The following is a 19874-nucleotide window of genomic DNA, read 5'->3' as shown; positions in this document are numbered from 1 at the left end:
ATCGCTTAAAAGATGATTGATCCCGAAATCAAAAGGGAATTGGCGGGCTACCGGCAGTCGATCGACAATATCGATGCCGCGCTCGTCCACATGCTGGCTGAACGCTTCCGCTGCACCCAGGCAGTCGGCGTTCTGAAAGCCAAGCACGAACTGCCGCCGGCCGACCCGGCGCGCGAAGAATACCAGATCGAACGCCTGCGCCGCCTGGCCAAGGATGCCAATCTGGATCCGGATTTCGCCGAGAAGTTCCTGAACTTCATCATCAAGGAAGTCATCCGGCATCATGAAGCCATCGCCGCCGATCGCTCGCATTCCGCGGGCAACGCCGGCACAAACCATTCCGCTTGAACCAAGCGGTCAAGAAAGCCTGCAAGGAGTTACTCAAATGGCACTGAAAATTCGTCTCGCCCGTGGCGGTTCCAAGAAGCGTCCTTACTACCAGATCGTCGTTGCCGACGCCCGCAGCCCGCGTGACGGCCGCTTCCTCGAGAAGATCGGCTCGTGGAACCCGATGCTCGGCAAGGACGACGAAAAGCGCGTCGAGCTCGACGCCGAGCGCGTCAACCACTGGATCGCCCAGGGCGCCCAGCCGACCGACCGCGTTCTGCGCTTCCTCGACCAGGCCGGTCTCGCAAAGCGCCCGGCTCGCAACAACCCGACCAAGGGTGCCCCGGGCAAGAAGGCTCAGGAGCGCGCTGCTGAAGCCAAGCAGAAGGCTGAAGACGCCGCTGCTGCTGCTGCTGAATAACAGCCGGCGAACGGTCCGGAGAGTGATCGGCGGTCATCTGCCGACGCAGCTCTCCGGCTGGCCGTGACTTAAGGAAACGGGTGGCATTTCCATGCCGCCCGTTTTCCGTTATGTGCACCGAGATATACCGAAACGGACGCGGACGATGAGCAAACTCGAAAACCCGGTTCTGATGGCGACGATTGGCGCGGCGCAGGGCCTGCGCGGCGAGGTCAGGGTCAAGTCCTTTACCGATGATCCGACGGCGCTCGGCGAGTATGGCAATCTGCACAGCGCAGACGGCCGTGTGTTCGAGGTGCTGGAGATTCGCGAGGCGAAAAACGTGGTCATCGTTCGCTTTCGCGGCGTCAATGACCGCAATGCCGCCGAGGCGCTCAACGGTCTCGACCTGTTCATCGAGCGCGACAACCTGCCCGACGACGATCTCGACGAGGACGAGTTCTTCTATGCCGATCTCGAGGGCCTGGAAGCGATCGACGGCAATGGCACGAGCTACGGCAAGGTCAGCGGTGTCTTCGATTTCGGCGCCGGCGATCTCCTTGAGCTGAAGGGGCCAGGCCGACGTCCGGTGCTGATCCCGTTTACCGAATGGTCGGTGCTGGAGATCGATCTGGAAGCGGGGCGGCTGCTGGTCGATCCGGTTGCGGCCGGCCTGACCGACGACAAGGACCAGGATCCGGGTAGTCCGTTTTCCGCGAAGCGCAAGTGAGCATTGCGGCCATGACGTTTCGCGCGACCATCCTGACGCTCTATCCCGAAATGTTTCCGGGCCATCTCGGCGCCTCGCTTTCCGGCAAGGCGCTCGAGCGTGGCCAGTGGTCGATCGAGCCGGTGCAGATCCGTGATTTCGCCGAGGACAAGCATCGCACTGTCGACGACACGCCGGCTGGCGGCGGCGCCGGCATGGTGCTTAAGCCGGATGTGCTCGCGCGCGCGATCGATCGTGTCTCGGAGAACGACGATCGGCCGCGATTGCTGATGAGCCCGCGTGGCCGACCGCTGACACAGGAGCGGGTGCGTGAACTCGCCGCCGGCCCCGGCGTCGTCATCGTTTGCGGACGCTTCGAAGGTGTCGATCAGCGGGTGATCGACGCCCGCGGCCTCGAAGAGGTTTCGATCGGCGACTATATTCTTTCGGGCGGCGAGCCGGCGGCCCTCACGCTGCTCGATGCCGTGGTGCGCATTCTGCCGGGTGTCATGGGCAACGAGCTTTCGGGTGTGCATGAGAGCTTCGAAGGCGGGCTGCTCGAGCATCCGCACTACACCCGCCCACAGGTCTTCGAAGGCCGCGAAATCCCGGCAGTGCTGACCTCGGGCAATCACGGCGCCATTGCCAAATGGCGCGAGGCGGAGGCGCGGCGGCTGACCGCCGAGCGCCGGCCCGATCTTCTTAATCAGCCCGTGAAGAAGTAATAGGCGGCAAGCAGCAGGCCGACGGCGACGACCAGCGCGCGGATGACCGCCTGCGGCACGCGTCTTGCTGCCCAGACGCCGCTGTAGCCGCCAAGGGCGGCCCCTGGCACCATGATTGCCGCGTGCAGCCAGGACACGACCCCGCCGGCGGCAAAGACGACGATGGCGATCGCGGCAATAACGATCGAGATGAAGTTCTTGAGCGCGTTCAGCCGGTGATAGCCGCCGCCGGTCGCAAGCCCCAGCACTGCCAGCATCATGATGCCCATGCCGGCGCCGAAGAAGCCGCCGTAAATGGAGGTGACGAACTGGGCGCCGATGCCGACCGGATTGATCGCATGCTCGTCGACGCGGGCCTTAGGCTTCAGGAGCGGCCCGGCAGCGAAGATCGCCGTTGCCGCCAGCAGCAGCCAGGGCACAAGCGCGCGGAAGGAGGCATTGGAGAGCGAGATGAGCAGCAGCGCGCCGGCCAGACCGCCAAGTGCGGAGATGACGCCGAGCAGGATCGCATAGCGCTTGTCGGCGCGGATCTCCTTGGCATAGGCGAGCGCCGAGGTGATGTAGCCTGGAAACTGGATGATCGACGAGGTCGCGTTGGCGACGATTGGCGAGAGACCGCCAAGCGTCATCGCCCCGAAGGTCAGGAACGTTCCGCCGCCGGCAATGGCATTGACGACGCCGGACAGGAAGCCGGCCGCAAACAGCATGAGTATTTCGAAGATGTTCATGGTCTCCCCCGACCCCTCATGCTCGGGATAGCCGGTGGTTGTGCCGGCCGCAAGTCCGTTGCATCGGACAATCATCACGCGCGTGTTTGCGTATTTTCTGATAAATTCGGCTTTCCTGGCGCGGATGCCTTAGAAATTATGGCCTTCGGGGATGACAAGGCAGTGCGATTGGTGTAAGTGCCGCCCCGGTTCGGGTTCCATGCCCGTCGACCAAAACAAAGAATGGCGAATCCGCTCCTGCCGGTATCCGGCAAGACCTGAAGGCTGGCCCGACAGGTTCATCGAGAGCGCTCTGGCTGTTTCAGAAGAACTTGAAAGGTTAGACCGATGAACATCATCCAGCAGCTGGAAGCCGAACAGGCCGCCAAGATCGCCGCCAAGCGCACGCTCCCGGAATTCTCCGCAGGCGACACGCTCCGCGTCAACGTCCGCGTTGTCGAAGGCAACCGTACCCGCGTCCAGGCCTATGAAGGCGTTTGCATCGCTCGTTCGGGCGGCGGCATCAACGAAAGCTTCACCGTTCGCAAGATCTCCTACGGCGAAGGCGTCGAGCGCGTATTCCCGGTTTACTCTCCGCTCGTCGAGAGCGTCGAAGTGGTTCGCCGCGGTAAGGTCCGTCGCGCCAAGCTCTACTACCTGCGCGACCGTCGCGGTAAGTCGGCTCGTATCGTAGAGAACACCGGCACGCGCGCCCGCAAGCTGAACGAAGCCGAGCGTCAGGCGATTGCCGAGGAAAAGGCACGCATCGAGGCTGAAAAGGTTGCAGCAGCTCAGGCGCTCGCCGCCGAGAAGGCAGCAGCCGAAGCCGCCGAAGCAAAGGCAGCAGCGGAAGCCGCAGCAGAATAACATTTCAATCCCTAGGGATTGTTGGAAAGGCGGCCTCGGCCGCCTTTCTTTTTTGGTACTATCCGCTTGTCTTTTCGACGGAATTTGTGACATTTTCCGCTGCCACACTTTTCGGGAGCTCCTCCAATGACAATCCGTCGCCACGTGCTTGCGGGCATCGCAGCCGCACTTGCAGCACCTTTTGCGTTTTCTGCACCGGCGCTGGCCGCCGACCTGCCTGACCTCGGCGGCAAGACGGTCGTCGTCGTCACGGAGAACGCCTACCCGCCGCTGCAGTTTGTCGATCCGAAGTCCGGCGAAGCCAAGGGCTGGGAGTACGACGCGATGAACGAGATCGCCAAGCGGTTGAATTTCAAGGTCGAATACCAGAACACCAGTTGGGACGCGATGATCCAGGCGGTGCATGACGGTCAGTACCAGATCGGCATGACGGGCATCACCATCAAGGACGACCGCAAGGAAAAGGTCGATTTCTCGGACCCCTACATGCGCTCGCAGCAGTTCATGCTGGTGCGCAGCGACGAGGCCCGCTTCAACGATGGCAAGAGCTTCGGCGCCTTTGCCGACGGTCTCGTCGGCGCACAGCCGGGTACCTCGCCGTTCTACACCGCCGTCTACGAAATGCTCGACGGCAACGAGCAGAACCCGCGCATCAAGCTGTTTGAGACCTTCGGCGCGACCGTTCAGGCGCTGAAGGCCGGCGACGTCGATGTGGTCCTGACCGATAGCGTCGCCGCCAAGGGCTATGTCGATTCCTCCGAAGGCAAGCTCAAGGTCGTCGGTGGGCCGCTCGGCACCGAGGATTTCGGCTTCATCTTCCCGAAGGGCTCGGATCTCGTGGCTCCGGTCAACGCCGCGATCAAGGCGCTGAAGGAAGACGGTACCTTCGACGCCCTCGATAAGAAGTGGTTCCTCGAATACAAGATGGGCGGCTGATAGCAGGCTATGGCCGCTCCACAATCTTCAGACATGTCCGGCAAGGGCGACTATCCCTGGTGGTTGGTCGCCCTTGTTGTGATCGCTGTGGCGCTCGCCGCCGTGATCATCAGCAATGACATCTTCTCGGAAGTCTTCACCGTCGTCTTCAAGGGCCTTGGCGTCACCGTCTTCGTGACCCTCATGGGCTTCGTGCTGGCGACGACGCTCGGCCTCGGCATCGCGCTGATGGCGCTCTCCGAGCACTCGTCCCTTCGGCAGATCGCCCGCTTCTATACGGAAGTCATCCGCGGCGTGCCGATCCTGGTGCTTCTGTTCTACATTGCCTTCGTCGGCGCGCCGGGGCTCGTCGTCGCGGCCAATTTCATCTCAGCACCGCTGATCAGCGCCGGCTGGATGGAGCCGGTTGTCGTGCGCGACATCTCATTGATGTGGCGGGCGATCCTGGCGCTGATGATCGGCTATTCTGCGTTCATCGCCGAAGTGTTCCGGGCGGGTATCCTCTCGGTAGACAAGGGGCAGGTCGAAGCCGCCAAGGCGCTCGGGCTTTCACGCTACCAGCGCTTTCGTCTCGTCATCTTTCCGCAGGCGATCCGCGTGATCCTGCCGCCGCTTGGCAACGACTTTATCGCCATGGTCAAGGACAGTTCGCTCGTCTCGGTGCTCGGCGTCGCCGACATCACGCAGATGGGCAAGGTCTATGCCTCCGGCTCCTTTCGCTTCTTCGAGACCTATTCGATCGTTGCCTATGTCTATCTCGTGCTGACCATCGGTCTGTCGCTGGGATTGCGGGGGCTGGAGCGGCGGCTCAGGCGCGCGGAGCAGCGCTGAGTCCGTTTCCAGCAATTGCCGACCTGTCAGAAAATTGATATGAACACGGCCATGGAATCCAAATTCGGATGTAGCGAGCAGAAAATCGTCGTGCTGCAGGACCACAAGCGCCTGCCGGCACGCTTCTTTGCGCGCGTCCACGGGGCGCTTACAAGCCGCCTATCCTGATCTCCTGATCAGTGCTTCCGGCCGCCTTGCCGCCGGCTTTCCTACTTTTTTTGAAAACTCGATGGATATACCGCCATGAGCGCACCGCGTACCCTCTATGACAAGATCTGGGATGATCACCTGGTCAACGCACAGGACGACGGCACCTGTCTTCTCTACATCGACCGTCACCTCGTTCACGAAGTGACGAGTCCGCAGGCCTTCGAAGGTCTGCGCATGGCCGGCCGCAAGGTCCGTGCGCCTGAAAAGACGCTCGCTGTCGTCGACCACAATGTTCCGACTTCGGCCGACCGTCACCTCGGCATCAAGAACGAGGAAAGCCGCATCCAGGTCGAGGCGCTCGCCAAGAACGCCGCCGACTTCGGCGTCGAATACTACTCGGAAAACGACAAGCGCCAGGGCATCGTGCACATCGTCGGCCCCGAGCAGGGCTTCACCCTGCCGGGCATGACCATCGTGTGCGGTGACAGCCACACCTCGACGCATGGCGCCTTCGGTTCGCTGGCCCACGGCATCGGCACGTCGGAAGTCGAGCACGTGCTCGCGACCCAGACGCTGATCCAGAAGAAGGCGAAGAACATGCTGGTGCGCGTCGACGGCCAGCTGCCGCCGGGCGTCACCGCCAAGGACATCATCCTCGCCATCATCGGCGAGATCGGCACTGCCGGCGGCACCGGCCACGTCATCGAGTTTGCCGGCGAAGCGATCCGCTCGCTGTCGATGGAAGGCCGCATGACCATCTGCAACATGACGATCGAAGGCGGCGCCCGCGCCGGCCTGATCGCGCCTGACGAAACGACGTTCGCCTATATCAAGGACAAGCCGCGCGCACCGAAGGGCAAGGCCTGGGACATGGCGCTCGACTACTGGAAGACGCTGCACACGGACGAGGGTGCGCATTACGATCGCGTCGTCGTGCTCGACGCTGCCAACCTGCCGCCGATCGTCTCCTGGGGCTCGTCGCCGGAAGACGTCATCTCGGTTCAGGGCATCGTTCCCAATCCGGATGAGATCCAGGAAGAGAACAAGCGGGCCTCCAAGTGGCGCGCGCTCGACTATATGGGCCTGAAGCCGGGCACGAAGATCACCGACATCGCCGTTGACCGCGTCTTCATCGGGTCGTGCACCAACGGCCGCATCGAGGACCTCCGGGCCGTGGCCGAGGTGGTCGAAGGCCGCAAGGTCGCCTCGACCGTTTCGGCGATGATCGTTCCGGGATCCGGCCTCGTGAAGGAACAGGCCGAGGCCGAAGGCCTCGACAAGATCTTCCGCGAAGCGGGCTTCGACTGGCGCGAGCCGGGCTGCTCCATGTGCCTGGCGATGAACGACGACCGGCTGAAGCCCGGCGAGCGTTGCGCCTCCACATCGAACCGCAACTTCGAGGGCCGTCAGGGCTTCAAGGGCCGCACGCATCTGGTCTCGCCGGCGATGGCGGCAGCCGCTGCGGTCGCGGGTCATTTCGTCGATATCCGCGAATGGAAATAGGCCGGGTCTGAGCTTTTCCGGCGTCAATGGCCGCCCTTCGGGGCGGCCTTTTTTATTTGGCGCTCTCCCCGCCCGCGCGCCTGAAATGGGTTAAGCTGTGCGGGCCGAGGCACCTTGGGGAGAATGATGGGATGAGCGACGATCTGCCTGTGCAACGCTACCGTCTGCTGCTGTTGCGCCATGCCAAGTCCGCCTGGCCGGACGGCGTTGCCGACATCAACCGACCGCTCGGCGAGCGAGGCCGCAAGGCGGCGCCACTGATGGGGGGCTATATGGCTCGGCATGCGCTCGTGCCGGATCTCGCCCTCGTCTCGACCGCGAAACGGGCGCAGGAGACCTGGACACTGGTAGCCGCTGCCTTGCCGCCCGGCATCACGGTCGAAAACACCCGGGCGATCTATGAGGTGGAGGCCGCCCAGATCCTCAGCGTGCTTCGTGCAACCGACCCGGCTATCAGGACGCTGCTGATCGTCGGCCACAATCCCGGCATGGAGGACCTGGCGCATGAACTCGTCGGCTCTGGCGATGCGGATCTGCGTATGCGCATGGCGGACAAGTTTCCGACGGCGGCGCTTGCCGTCCTTGAATTCGAAGCGACTGGCTGGCGTGAGCTTCTGTCCGGCGGGGCCAGGCTCGCGCGCTTCGTGACGCCGCGTTCGCTCGATTGAGCCGATCGGACGTCGAGGTCAGATTACCTTCACGACGGTGCCGCGGCGCATATGCGGGATCAGCCGACGCATCGCCGGCAGGCTGACGGCGACGCAGCCCTGCGTCGGCTCGTAGCCCGGCCGGATCAGGTGAAAGAAGATCGCCGAACCGGCATTTCGCCGGCGCGCGAGCAGGTTCCAGTCCATCACCAGGCAGATGTCGTAGAGCCCGTCGTCACGCATTAATTCCTCATGGCTCGGCTGGAAGGGTGCCTTGACCGGACGATTGTAGAGCGCGTGGCGCGTCGCGTCGCACCACAGCATGCCCGTGCGCGTCGTCCGGGTCGGCAGCGGCGTCGGCGGCAGGAGGAGGCGGTCGCGCCTGACATAGCCGCCGATCAGCTTCATCGCGGCGCGTGGCGTGGCGCCATCGCCCTCGCGCTTCAGGCTGGTAATGCCACTTCGCCCGATGGCGGCGTGCTCGACGCGGCCGTCGAACGAGACAAGTGCTCGCTTGCGATCGCGCGGTGCGGCGCGCACGGTGATGACAGATTTGGCTGGTCTTCTTCCCGACGTTTTCTTGAGCATCATTCTCACGGATTTTTGCTTTGCCCGTGATTTGGGGGGCACCATAAGCACGGTTACGGATATAAAGAGGTAGCAACGCTGGTTCGCTTGCCAACACAGGCATTTGAGCTAGTTTGAAAACGGAAGCAAACAGGAATTGTCCCATGGCGACCCGTACCATTCTTCTTGTCGATGACGACAATGACCTGCGCGAGACCCTGGTCGAGCAGCTCTCGCTCTACGAGGAATTCGACCTCATCCAGGAAGCGACTGCCGGCAAGGGCATCCAGACGGCGCGTGCCCAGCAGGTGGACCTGTTGATCATGGATGTCGGCCTGCCGGACATGGACGGTCGCGAAGCGGTGAAGCTGCTGCGCAAGGGCGGCTTCAAGGCGCCGATCATCATGCTGACCGGCCACGACACCGATTCCGATACGATTCTCGGCCTTGAGGCCGGCGCCAACGACTATGTGACGAAGCCGTTCCGTTTCGCCGTACTGCTCGCCCGCATCCGCGCGCAGCTGCGCCAGCACGAGCAGAGCGAGGACGCAACCTTCAGCGTCGGGCCCTACACGTTCAAGCCGAGCCAGAAGCTGCTGACGCTCGAAAACGGCCAGAAGATCCGGCTTACCGAAAAGGAAGCGGCGATCATCCGCTATCTCTACCGCGCCGACCAGAAGGTGGTGACGCGCGACGTGCTCTTGGAAGAAGTCTGGGGCTACAATTCCGGCGTGACCACCCACACGCTCGAAACCCACGTCTATCGTCTGCGCCAGAAAATCGAGCGGGACCCTTCCAATGCCGAGATTTTGGTGACAGAGAACGGCGGCTACAAGATCGTTCCGTAGCCGGGGTGCGCAGGGTGGCAAACCACTTCTCGCGCGTTCTCCGTAGACTGTTGTTTGCATCGGTCGCGTGCGCGATCCGGTCCATCGGGACCGGCACTGGCGTGACCGTGGGAGGTTAGCCGCTTGGCGCTCAACGACGATATCGTGCTTCTGTCCAACGTGCCGCTGTTTGCCGATATCAGCGAGGACAAGCTGAGGCTGATCGCCTTCGGCGCGGAGCGGCGCCGCATCTTCAAGGGACAGGAGCTGTTTCGCGAGGCGGCGCCGGCCGATTGCGCCTATGCGATCGCCAGCGGCAGCTTGTCCCTGTCGAAGGCCGGTTTCGACGGTTCTGAGACGACGGTCTCGACCGTCAGTCGCGGAGCGCTTCTGTCGGAACTGGCGCTGATCTCGATGGTCGAGCGTAAGTTCACGGCAACGGCCGAGGAAGACAGCGAAGTCATTCGCATCAATCGGCCGCTCTTCCGCCGCATGCTGGAGGAATATCCTGAAGTGGCCGAGCTCGTCGAAGCGCGCATCCGCGAAAACCTGCAGGCGATGATCCGCCGGGCCGGCGCGCTCGCCGGCCGTTTTGCTTGAACCGCGCTACGGTTTCCCGCTACCACCGATACTTCAGCGAACCGAGCACGGTGCGGCCCTGGCCGAAATAGCAGTAGCCATCGGTGCAGACCTCTTCGCGGCGATCGCCGAGATTGGTAGCGCTGACGGCGAGCGACAGTCCGTCGAGTTCGGGATTCTTGACGCCGAAGTCGTAGGCGATCGAGGCGTCGAAATAGACGGCGCCGCCGTTCTTGGCGGTGTTGGCATCGGACGTGTAGGAGCTTGACGCCAGCCGTACGCCGCCGCCGAGGCTGAGGCCCGCAAGCTGCGTGTCTTCGGGCAAAAGATAGTTCACCCACAGCGATGCGACATGGCGCGGCTTCGTCGACGGCACGTTGCCGATCAGCGACGGATCGACGTTTCCGGTGATTTCAGCGTCGTTGTAGTTGTAGGCGGCGATGAAGCTCAGGCCGTTGTCGAACTCCCGGCGTCCTTCCACCTCGAAACCATTGGTCGTCACCTCGCCGGCCGACTTGTAGTAGTAGCCGACGGGAAGGGACGGGTCGGACACGTATTGCGGCGCGCCGCTTTCGACGATCCGGTAATAGGCCGCGCTCAGTGAATAGGCTTCGCCTTCCGGATGGTACTTCACGCCCAGTTCGACCTGCTCGCCGGTCGTCGGATCGAGCACGCGGCCATCGGCCGAAAGCTCTGTGCGCGGCACGAAGGAGGTGCTGTAGCTGGCATAGGGCGCGATGCCGTTGTCGAAGAGGTAGAGCAGGCCGGCCTGTCCGGTGAGCTCGCCATCGTCCTTGCGATCGACGACGCCGGTGTTCTTGTTGGTGCTGGTCTGGTCGACCCAGTCGTAGCGAAGGCCACCAATGGCGCGCCAGTTGCCTACCTCCAGCTGATCCTGGACATAGATGCCCGTCTGCCGCAGGTCCCGCCCGCTGAAGCTGGTAAGTGCTGGCGTCGGACCGCCGACGCCGAAGGTCGGGTTGTTGAGATCGAAGCGATAGGCCGGATCGACGGCGCCGAAGCCGAGGCCGAAGTCCGAGGTGATCCAGGTGTAATCGAGGCCGGTCAGCAGTGTGTGCGAGGCCGCACCGGTGTCGAAGTTGGCTTCGAGCTGGTTGTCGATCTGGTAGGCGCGCTGGTCGTCCTTGATGGCGACGGGCGAGCGGTCAAAGACGCCGGGCGCGACCTCCGTCCCGAACTGCAGGTAACGGGCCTTGAGGTCCAGATCGCTGACGCGGCCGTGCTGGCGAAAGGTCAGGCCGTTGTCGAACTCGTGCTCGAACTTGTAACCGGCCTGGACCTGCCCGACCTTCTGGTAGTCATAGTCCGGGTCGCTGTAGCGCAGCAGCCGGCCCTCATGCTCGAGCACCCGCGGGCTGGCGTCGCTTTCGCCCTTCTGCCCCAGGCCGTAGACCGTCAACGACGTGCCTTCGTCCGGCTTCCAGGTGAAGGAGGGCTGCAGCAGGTAACGATCGTCGGCAACGTCGTAGTTGGTCTCGCCGTTTCGCAGAAGCCCGACGATGCGATAGAGGACGTCGCCGTCAGCCGTTACCGGTCCGCCGACATCGAAGGCGGCCTGGGCGCGACCGATCGTGCCATATTGCAGCTCGACCTCGCGGTGGGGCTCCTCCTCCGGCATCTTCGAGATGCGGTTGACGATGCCGCCGGCGCCGGCAGCACCGTACATGACCGAGACCGGACCTTTCAGGATCTCGATCCGCTCGAGGCCGTAGACCTCCGTCGGGAAGGTGCCGTAGTTCATGTAGGGCTGGCGCAGGCCGTCACGGAAATCGCCGGTCGTCGTCGTCTCGAAGCCGCGGATATAGATCTGGTCGAAACGCGGATCGAAGCCGAAGGCGCCGGTCGTGACGCCGGCGGCATAACGCGTTGCCTGGATCATGTCCTGCACGCCGCGTTCTTCGAGCTCCTTGCGCGTGACCACCGAGACCGAGCGGGGCGTTTCGATCAGCGGGGTGTCGGTCTTCAGCGCCGAGACGTTGCGTGTCGGCACGATCGTGTCGTTATCCTCGGCGATCGTCGCAGCTGCCTTGCCGGCCGTCGCTTCTATCTTTTCCAGACGGGTGGTCTTCTGGCTTTCGGCCGATTGCGCATGGGTCGCTGTCGGCGAAAGGTCACGGCGACAGCGCTTGCGGCGAGCACGGTGGTCGCGGACAGCGCGCGGCGCGAGGCGCGCAGGAAGGTGGTCGGCAAGGTCTTTGGCATCTCTGGCCCTCTTGCGGGCGCACGAAAACCCTCCGGCCAAAGCCAGAGCAAAGCACCCGAATATCAGTGAAAACGACGGCTGAGCGGCCATCGGAGGCGGTGTCCCCGCCGCCCGACAAGAGGGATAGTCCGTTTGGAAATGCGCATCAAGAAAAATATGATTCTTTTAGTCATGTTTTTCTTGATGGAACGGCGGGCGCCGAAGGCGCGTGCCGCCGCCCAGAAAATGACGTCCTAGATGTCGAAGTGCGCGATGACGGGCACGTGGTCTGAGGGGCGCTCCCAGCCGCGCGCTTCCCGCAGGATATCGACGTTTTTGAGCGCCGGCGCGAGGTCGGCGGACGACCAGATATGGTCGAGCCGGCGGCCACGGTCGGCAGCTTCCCAGTCCTTCGCCCGGTAGCTCCACCAGGTGTAAAGCTTGGTCGGGGATGGCGTGTGCTGGCGCATCAGGTCGACCCAGCCGCCGCCGTTCATGACCGTGGTCAGCCCCTCGGTTTCGACCGGCGTATGGCTGACGATCTTCAGGAGCTGCTTGTGCGACCAGACGTCGTCTTCCAGCGGCGCGATATTGAGGTCGCCGACGAGGATCGAGGAAATGCCGGCTTCGGCTTCGGCGTGCAGCAGCTTCATCTCCTCGACGAAATCGAGCTTGTGGCCGAATTTCGGATTGATGGTGCGGTCCGGCTCGTCGCCGCCGGCAGGCACGTAGAAATTATGCAGCCGGATCTTCTTGCCGCCGGCTTCGAAAACGACCGAGAGATGGCGGGCGTCGCCGATGCCGCAATAGTCGCGGCGATCGCTAAGCTCATGCAGCGGCAGGCGCGAGATCGTCGCCACGCCGTGATAGCCCTTCTGGCCGTGCATCTCGATATGATTGTAGCCGAGCGCCTTCAGGGGCTTGGAGGGAAACTGGTCGTTCGGGCACTTGGTTTCCTGCAGGCAGAGGATGTCAGGCTGCCAAGTCTGCAGCAGATGCTCGACCAGCGGCATGCGCAGGCGAACGGAGTTGATGTTCCAAGTGGCGACGGAAAGGGCCATGCGTCATTCCCTGATCGGCTGGGGCCGGACGCTCGCGAAGGGAAGGCCGGCTCGGGATGGATGTTTGACCCGAGCTTTAAGCAGGTCCGGCGCGCCGGGACAAGGAATGCCTGAACGAGGCCGCACTAAAAACCGCGCGTCCTATGGACGCGCGAAGGTCGGCTTGGCGCATGATGTCGCTCAGCCGCCGCGCTTGTTGCGGACCTCGTCATAGGGGATCTGGAAGACCTTGTCGTCCAGCGCCATACCGGTCTTGACATTGAAGATCATGACCGAGGTGTCCTTCTTCTGCGCGTCGGTGATGGTCCACTGGCGCAGATCGTAGGTCTTCGGGTCGAACATCAGGGTGATGGTCGAATCGCCGAAGATCGAACGGTCGCCAAGCACGATGGTGATGAGGTCGGACTCTTCCTTGACGTCGCGCACCATCTTGCCGGTCAGGTCGATCCTCTCGCTGAGCAGCAGGTTGAGCGGAGTCTTCGACAGCGGATAGATGTCCCAGGTCTTGAGCTTCATGTTGCCGATGACGACGGACTTGCCGTCGGCGATGACGCGCATCGGCGAGGGGGCCTCGTAGTTGAAGCGGATGCGGCCGGGGCGGCGGATATAGAATTTGCCGCCGGTCTGCTCGCCGCGCGGGCCGAACTGGACGAATTCGCCGGCCATGGTCTTCACCGAGGAGAAATGGTCGGCGATCTTCTGGGCAGCGCTCGGGGCCTGGGCAAAGGCCTGGCCGAGGTCGAGACCGGTGCCGCCGATGCCGCCAAGTGCCGCAAGCCCGCACACGAAGAGGCGGCGCGACATCACCGGGTGGTTGCGCTCGCCAGTCTTAGTCTCTGTCATCTCGGTCTCCTTCATTTACGAATCATCTGGAGCGCAAGTGCGGCGCCTTCAAGGCGCCATTTTCGAGCTTTTTCGCTCGCGCTCTCACATGACTGTTACCGGTTTGACCCTTTATGCAGGGCCTCTGCCCGCATCCGCCGGGCGTCTTTTCTATCAATGCATTCGCCTCACGCGAATCTGCGGGAATTGCCCTGTCGTCCGGTGACTTACTCTTCGGTCGGAACGAGGATCTCGCGTTTGCCGGCGTGGTTCGCCGGGCCGATGATGCCTTCCTGCTCCATGCGCTCGATCAGCGATGCGGCACGATTGTAACCGATCCCGAGGCGACGCTGCACGTAGGAAGTCGAGGCCTTGCCGTCGCGCAGGACGACCGCAACCGCCTGGTCGTAAGGATCGTCGGAATCGGCGAGATTGGAGGTGCCGGCCGGGCCGCCGCCCTCGCCATCCTCGTCGTCATCCTCGGTGATGGCATCGAGATATTGCGGTACGCCTTGCGTCTTCAGGTAGGCGACGACTTCTTCGACCTCGGTGTCGGAGACGAAGGGGCCGTGGACGCGCTGGATGCGGCCGCCGCCGGCCATGTAGAGCATGTCGCCCATGCCGAGCAGCTGTTCGGCGCCCTGTTCGCCAAGGATGGTGCGGCTGTCGATCTTCGAGGTCACCTGGAACGAGATGCGGGTCGGGAAGTTGGCCTTGATCGTGCCGGTGATGACGTCGACCGAGGGGCGCTGCGTCGCCATGATGACATGGATGCCGGCGGCGCGGGCCATCTGGGCGAGCCGCTGCACTGCGCCCTCGATGTCCTTGCCGGCGACCATCATCAGGTCGGCCATTTCGTCGATGATGACGACGATGTAGGGCATTGGCGCCAGATCGAATTCTTCCGTCTCGTACATGGCTTCGCCGGTCTGGCGGTCGAAGCCGGTCTGCACCGTGCGGGTGATCTGTTCGCCCTTGGCAAGCGCCTGCTCGACGCGGCTGTTGAAGCCGTCGATGTTGCGCACGCCGATCTTCGACATCTTCTTGTAGCGCTCTTCCATCTCGCGCACCGTCCACTTCAGTGCGACGACCGCCTTCTTGGGGTCGGTCACAACCGGCGAAAGCAGGTGCGGGATGCCGTCATAGACGGAAAGTTCGAGCATCTTCGGGTCGATCATGATGAGGCGGCACTGATCGGGGCTCAGCCGATAGAGCAGCGACAGGATCATGGTATTGATCGCGACCGATTTGCCCGAACCGGTGGTGCCGGCGACGAGCAGATGCGGCATCTTGGCGAGATCGGCGACGACGGGCTCGCCGCCGATCGTCTTGCCGAGCGCCATGGCAAGGCGGGCCTTGGAGGTCTCGAAATCGCGCGAGCCGATGAGTTCGCGCAGATAGACGGTTTCGCGCCGCTGGTTCGGCAGTTCGATGCCGATGGCGTTGCGGCCGGGAACGACGGCGACGCGCGCGGCGATCGCGCTCATCGAGCGGGCGATGTCGTCGGCAAGGCCGATGACGCGGGAGGACTTGATGCCCGGCGCCGGTTCCAGTTCGTAGAGGGTAACGACCGGGCCAGGGCGAACGTGGATGATCTCGCCCTTGACACCGAAATCTTCAAGCACGCCTTCGAGCATGCGGGCGTTCTGCTCCAGCGCATCGGGCGAGAGCGAGGCGTCGCGACCGACGTTTTTCGGCTCGGCAAGGAAATGCATCGGCGGCAGCGTGAAGTCGCCATCGTTGTCGTCGACGAAGGAGCGCTGGGCTTCGCGCTCGACGCGCTGGCCCGTCTTCGGGCGAGGAGCAGGCGTCGAAACGCGCGAGCCGCCCTTGGGCAGGCCCTGCTTCGGCGGTGCCGCCTTCGGCGCCCAGTCGGCGGCTGCATCGTAGTCTTCGTCGTCAGGCAGAATGCCGGCGGGGCGGCGCTCGTCAATGTCGAAGGGCAGGTCGTCATCCTCGTCGTCGGCCATGATCGGCGGCGGGGTGAGGATGCGGCGCTCGGAGCGGTCGAGCGAGGGCTCGATGCGGTCGCCGGCGGCCAGCGGCTTCGGCCGGGCGGGTTCGTTCAGCGTGCCGAACTCGTCGTTGTTGAAATCATAGGGTTCGTCGTACTGGCGCTTGGGCGTGGCGCGGGTGCCGCTCATGCCGAAAATGCGGCGCATGCGCGCGTGCATGGTGTAGCGCATATGGGCAAAAGAGCCCATCAGCAGGGTGAAGGGACCTTCGCTGTCGTCCTCGTCCAGTTCGTCGCGCACGGTGCGCGCCTTGCTCGGCGTCGGCTCGGCAATTTCCTCTTCCTCCTCCTCGTCGCTGACGCCGATCAGGCCGGCGCTATAGACCAGGCACCAGGCGGCGGGGACGGCGAAGATGCAGGCAAGAATGGTCGCAAGCGTGCCGGTCGGGAAGGCGCCGGTAAAGAGCGCGGGGAAGCGCAGGATCATGTCGCCGAAGACGCCTCCAAGGCCGTTGGGCAGCGGCCAGGTGATGGGGGCGGGAACACAGCTGAGTGCTGCGCCGGCAAGCACCGAGCCGACGAACCAGAGACCGAGGCGCTTGAAGACCTTGTCGAAACGTTTGCCGCCGATCAGCACCAGGGCCCAGGCGACGGCCGGCAGGAGGGCGACGACGCTGGCCAGCCCGAAGAACTGCATGAAGATGTCGGCAAAGGCAGCACCCGTGTAACCGAGCACGTTGGTCGGCGCTTGTGACGTGGCGTAGGAGAAGCTGGGATCGGCGACGTTCCATGTCGAGAGCGCTGCGACGGCCAGCGCCAATGCGCCGAACAGCGCAAAGCCCGCCAGCGACGCGATCTGTCGCCAAACGAAGGTGGTTAGCACGAACCGGTTGGAACGGCTGTCAAGCGCTGCCGGATTGCTTCTGCTCATGTTGCCTGCTGCCCGTCTCGATCTTCACGGCGCATTGCGCGCCATGGAATCAACCTAAGCGGTGTACGGTTAATGCGACATTAACCATGCGTAGTTGGCGCTAAAATAGCAGTCGCAGCCGGACCGATCGGCACGAAAAAAGGCCCGGAGCTTCCGATCCGGGCCAAGGGCGATCCGCGTGGGGCGGATCGCGACGGGACTGTAGGCGGCGCCGAATTGCCGGCGCCGCGATCCGCTTAGCTGTGGTAGGCGGCTTCACCGTGCGACGAGAGGTCGAGGCCCTCGCGTTCGGCTTCGACGGAGACGCGCAGGCCGACGATCGAGTCCACCAGCTTGTAGAGGATGACGGAGACGACGCCGCACCAGACGATGGTGATGGCAACCGCGGTCAGCTGGGTCATGAACTGGCCGCCCATGGTGACGCCGTCGGCATAACCGATGCCGCCGAGCGACGAGGAGGCGAAGATGCCGGTGGCAAGCGCACCGAAGAAGCCGCCGACGCCGTGGACGCCGAAGACGTCTGCCGTGTCGTCATAGTGGAACTTGTTCTTCACGACAGAGACGAAGAAGTAGCAGAGCGGCGAGACGAGCACGCCCATGACGATCGCGCCCATCGGGCCGGCAATGCCGGCGGCGGGCGTGATGGCGACGAGACCGGCGATCATGCCCGAGGCGGCGCCCAGCATCGAGGCCTTGCCGCGGGTGAAGGTTTCGACGGCCGACCAGGAGAGAATGGCGGCTGCGGTTGCAAGGAAGGTGTTGACGGTCGCGAGCATGGCGCCGCCCGAGGCTTCGAGGTTTGAGCCGGCGTTGAAGCCGAACCAGCCGAACCAGAGCATGGCAGCACCAACCAGCGTCAGCGTCATCGAGTGCGGTGCCATCATGTCGCGGCCGTAGCCGGTGCGCTTGCCGACCATGATCGCGCCGATCAGGCCAGCAACGCCGGCATTGATGTGAACGACGGTGCCGCCGGCGAAGTCAAGCGCGCCCATGCCGAAGAGCAGGCCGTTGCCGTCCCAGACCATGTGGGCGATCGGGAAGTAGACGAAGGTCGCCCAGAGCACCGAGAAGAGCACGGCTGCGGAGAACTTGATGCGCTCGGCAAAGGCGCCGACGATCAGCGCCGGGGTCAGTGCCGCGAAGGTCATCTGGAACAGCATGAAGATGTATTCCGGAATGACGACGCCTTCCGAGAAGGTGGCCGACGTGCTCTCAGTGGTGACGCCGGCGAGGAACATCTTGGCGAAGCCGCCGAAATAAGGGCTGGTCGAGCCGCCGAAGGCGAAGGAGTATCCGTAGACGACCCAGACGATCATCATCGTCGCGCCGATCACGGTGCACTGCATCAGCACCGAGAGCATGTTCTTGGCGCGCACCAGGCCGCCGTAGAACAGCGCGAGGCCCGGGATCAGCATGAAGAAGACGAGAAGCGTCGAGATGAACATGAAGGCGGTATCGGCCTTGTCCGGCACCGGTACGGCTGCGGCTGCGGCCGCCGCCGGTGCCGCTTCCTGCGCGAAGGCCACGGCCGGCGCAAGCAGGGCGGCGGTCATTGCGCCCAGGCGTCCAAGAGAGGTGGAAAGCTTAAGTGATGACATCGAGGTAGTGCTCCCTGAACGGCGTGGTTTACAACGCTTCTGAATCGGTTTCGCCGGTGCGGATGCGCACCGCATGGTCAATGGCGTAGACGAAGATCTTTCCGTCGCCGATCTGGCCGGTCTTGGCGGCTGCGGCGATCGCTTCAACGGCCTTGTCGACGAGTTCTGAAGGAACGGCGATCTCGACCTTCAGTTTCGGCAGGAAGCTCACGGCATATTCGGTACCGCGGTAGATTTCGGTATGTCCCTTCTGGCGGCCGTAGCCTTTGACTTCGGTCACGGTCAGGCCCTGGATGCCGACAGCAGTGAGGGCTTCGCGAACCTCATCGAGCTTGAACGGCTTGATAATGGCCATCACAATTTTCATCTGGTTTCATCCTTGTTCGCCTCCGGCGGAGGCCGTCTCTCCTTGCTGCGGAGCGCCAGAGCGCCGTGCAACCGAACCATGACATTCAAGGGGCGTGCCAGATTCTGACGCTCGACTTAAGGTAATGAAAACAAATAGAAAAAAAGAAAGCCGCAGCACGATTGCTGCGGCGCATCAAAAAATCGTCACTTTATAAGATTAAAAAATAGGCAGAACGAAGATTCTGCTTATTTCCTATTCAGATGCCTTTTTCCGGATCAACCCTTCCTGGGCGACAGAGGCGATCAGCACACCGGAACGCGTAAAAAGGCTGCCTCTGGTCATCCCGCGGGCACCATGTGCACTCGGACTGTCCTGGGTATAGAGCAGCCAGTCGTCCATCTTGCAGGGGCGGTGGAACCACATGGCGTGATCCAGGCTCGCCACCTGCAGGTTCCGGTCAAAGACCGAAGTGCCGTGCGCATAGAGCGAGGTGTCGAGCAGGGTCATGTCGGAGAGATAGGCAAGGATCGCTGCCTGGATATGGCGCTCGTCGGGAACGGTGCCGACCGCCTTGACCCAGACGTCCTGGATCGGCTTGCCGTCGTTGCGGGTAAAATAGTGCTGCAGCGACGCCGGCCGGATCTCGATCGGCCGCGGCCTTTCCCAATAGCGCCGGATTGCTTCGGGCGCGTGGACGAGAAACTTCTCTTTGAGTTCCTGTTCGCCCGGAAGCGTCTCGGGCATGGCGAGATCAGGCATGTCGATCTGGTGGTCGAAACCATCTTCGTCATACTGGAAAGAGGCGGACATGGAGAAGATCGCCTTGCCATGCTGGATGGCGACCACCCGCCTGGTGGCGAAGCTCGAACCGTCGCGGATGCGGTCGACTTCATAGATGATAGGTACGGAAGGATCGCCCGGCCGCATGAAATAGGCGTGCAGCGAATGCACGTAACGCCCCTCATCAACGGTTCGCTGCGCTGCCACCAGCGCTTGGCCGATCACCTGGCCGCCGAAGACGCGCTGCCAGCCGACCTGCGGGCTACGGCCGCGGAACAGGTTTTCCTCGAGCTTTTCGAGATCGAGAATGGCCAGCAGCGCATCCATGGGGGTGGAGGTCTCGGTGGGGCGCGACATTTCGGCTTTCTCCGATGGTAGGAACGTCGATGGCATTGATCTAT

General features: G+C 63.1%; 20 protein-coding genes. 11 read left to right on the top strand and 9 right to left on the bottom strand.

Annotated elements, in window-relative coordinates; all coding sequences use genetic code 11:
• The first annotated feature begins 12 nt into the window (after positions 1–12).
• The 4 genes from AC3WVQ_RS17570 (at position 13) to trmD (ending at position 2161) form a co-directional block, all read left to right on the top strand.
• Positions 13–348 (top strand): chorismate mutase, encoded by a 336-nt coding sequence (locus AC3WVQ_RS17570; RefSeq protein WP_492382883.1) that lies wholly within the window; start codon positions 13–15, stop codon positions 346–348.
• Between the two features lie 37 nt (positions 349–385).
• Positions 386–748, top strand: a complete 363-nt coding sequence (gene rpsP, locus AC3WVQ_RS17565; protein ID WP_060521452.1) for a 30S ribosomal protein S16 — start codon at positions 386–388, stop codon at positions 746–748.
• 145 nt (positions 749–893) lie between these two features.
• Entirely contained in the window at positions 894–1457 is a 564-nt protein-coding gene (rimM, locus tag AC3WVQ_RS17560) for a ribosome maturation factor RimM (RefSeq protein WP_034803120.1), read from the top strand.
• 11 nt (positions 1458–1468) lie between these two features.
• A complete protein-coding gene (trmD, locus tag AC3WVQ_RS17555; protein ID WP_060521572.1) occupies positions 1469–2161 on the top strand; it encodes a tRNA (guanosine(37)-N1)-methyltransferase TrmD in 693 nt (230 codons plus the stop codon).
• Here trmD and AC3WVQ_RS17550 read toward each other — a convergent pair.
• Complete coding sequence (locus AC3WVQ_RS17550) at positions 2143–2889, bottom strand: sulfite exporter TauE/SafE family protein (protein ID WP_060521571.1); 747 nt, start codon at positions 2887–2889, stop codon at positions 2143–2145. The two genes, trmD and AC3WVQ_RS17550, sit on opposite strands and share 19 nt — an antisense overlap.
• Positions 2890–3216: 327 nt before the next feature.
• On the opposite strand from AC3WVQ_RS17550, the gene rplS reads away from it, so the two are divergent.
• The 5 genes from rplS to AC3WVQ_RS17525 all read left to right on the top strand — a co-directional run bounded on the left by rplS (position 3217) and on the right by AC3WVQ_RS17525 (position 7823).
• Positions 3217–3735, top strand: a complete 519-nt coding sequence (gene rplS / locus AC3WVQ_RS17545; RefSeq protein WP_043625625.1) for a 50S ribosomal protein L19 — start codon at positions 3217–3219, stop codon at positions 3733–3735.
• A gap of 126 nt (positions 3736–3861) precedes the next feature.
• The gene (locus AC3WVQ_RS17540; RefSeq protein WP_034802798.1) at positions 3862–4671 is read left to right on the top strand and encodes a transporter substrate-binding domain-containing protein; all 810 of its coding nucleotides are present in this window, start codon (positions 3862–3864) and stop codon (positions 4669–4671) included.
• Between the two features lie 9 nt (positions 4672–4680).
• Positions 4681–5502 carry an amino acid ABC transporter permease gene (locus AC3WVQ_RS17535; protein WP_060521450.1) on the top strand — a complete coding sequence of 274 codons (822 nt, stop codon included), beginning with the start codon at positions 4681–4683 and terminating at the stop codon, positions 5500–5502.
• Between the two features lie 243 nt (positions 5503–5745).
• Complete coding sequence (leuC, locus tag AC3WVQ_RS17530; RefSeq protein WP_060521449.1) at positions 5746–7155, top strand: 3-isopropylmalate dehydratase large subunit; 1410 nt, start codon at positions 5746–5748, stop codon at positions 7153–7155.
• A gap of 131 nt (positions 7156–7286) precedes the next feature.
• A complete protein-coding gene (locus AC3WVQ_RS17525) occupies positions 7287–7823 on the top strand; it encodes a SixA phosphatase family protein (RefSeq protein ID WP_034802788.1) in 537 nt (178 codons plus the stop codon).
• Positions 7824–7841: 18 nt separating this feature from the next.
• Here the strand turns inward: AC3WVQ_RS17525 and AC3WVQ_RS17520 are convergent, their stop codons facing one another.
• The gene (locus tag AC3WVQ_RS17520; protein WP_090295264.1) at positions 7842–8390 is read right to left on the bottom strand and encodes a L,D-transpeptidase family protein; all 549 of its coding nucleotides are present in this window, start codon (positions 8388–8390) and stop codon (positions 7842–7844) included.
• Between the two features lie 143 nt (positions 8391–8533).
• Here AC3WVQ_RS17520 and AC3WVQ_RS17515 point away from each other — a divergent pair, with 143 nt between their 5' ends.
• Positions 8534–9217 carry a response regulator transcription factor gene (locus AC3WVQ_RS17515; protein ID WP_034802783.1) on the top strand — a complete coding sequence of 228 codons (684 nt, stop codon included), beginning with the start codon at positions 8534–8536 and terminating at the stop codon, positions 9215–9217.
• Between the two features lie 123 nt (positions 9218–9340).
• The gene (locus tag AC3WVQ_RS17510) at positions 9341–9796 is read left to right on the top strand and encodes a cyclic nucleotide-binding domain-containing protein (protein WP_492382882.1); all 456 of its coding nucleotides are present in this window, start codon (positions 9341–9343) and stop codon (positions 9794–9796) included.
• A 19-nt stretch (positions 9797–9815) separates the two neighbouring features.
• Here the strand turns inward: AC3WVQ_RS17510 and AC3WVQ_RS17505 are convergent, their stop codons facing one another.
• The 7 genes from AC3WVQ_RS17505 to tesB all read right to left on the bottom strand — a co-directional run bounded on the left by AC3WVQ_RS17505 (position 9816) and on the right by tesB (position 19830).
• A complete protein-coding gene (locus AC3WVQ_RS17505; RefSeq protein ID WP_492382881.1) occupies positions 9816–12089 on the bottom strand; it encodes a TonB-dependent siderophore receptor in 2274 nt (757 codons plus the stop codon).
• A gap of 143 nt (positions 12090–12232) precedes the next feature.
• The gene (locus tag AC3WVQ_RS17500; protein WP_060611217.1) at positions 12233–13039 is read right to left on the bottom strand and encodes an exodeoxyribonuclease III; all 807 of its coding nucleotides are present in this window, start codon (positions 13037–13039) and stop codon (positions 12233–12235) included.
• A gap of 180 nt (positions 13040–13219) precedes the next feature.
• Positions 13220–13882: an outer membrane lipoprotein carrier protein LolA gene (locus tag AC3WVQ_RS17495; protein WP_492382880.1), complete on the bottom strand. Its 663-nt coding sequence runs from the start codon at positions 13880–13882 to the stop codon at positions 13220–13222.
• A 206-nt stretch (positions 13883–14088) separates the two neighbouring features.
• Positions 14089–16746, bottom strand: a complete 2658-nt coding sequence (locus tag AC3WVQ_RS17490; protein ID WP_110818896.1) for an FtsK/SpoIIIE family DNA translocase — start codon at positions 16744–16746, stop codon at positions 14089–14091.
• Positions 16747–16982: 236 nt separating this feature from the next.
• On the bottom strand, positions 16983–18344 hold the full coding sequence (locus AC3WVQ_RS17485) for an ammonium transporter (protein WP_060611213.1): 1362 nt from the start codon (positions 18342–18344) through the stop codon (positions 16983–16985).
• 28 nt (positions 18345–18372) lie between these two features.
• On the bottom strand, positions 18373–18711 hold the full coding sequence (locus AC3WVQ_RS17480) for a P-II family nitrogen regulator (protein WP_034802765.1): 339 nt from the start codon (positions 18709–18711) through the stop codon (positions 18373–18375).
• A gap of 234 nt (positions 18712–18945) precedes the next feature.
• Complete coding sequence (gene tesB, locus AC3WVQ_RS17475) at positions 18946–19830, bottom strand: acyl-CoA thioesterase II (protein WP_060521446.1); 885 nt, start codon at positions 19828–19830, stop codon at positions 18946–18948.
• Positions 19831–19874: the final 44 nt, after the last annotated feature.

It is taken from the genome of Ensifer sp. EB106-05-01-XG146, assembly GCF_058791875.1.
Note: the sequence above shows the minus strand (reverse complement) of the source record. Positions and strands in the feature narration are given on the sequence as shown.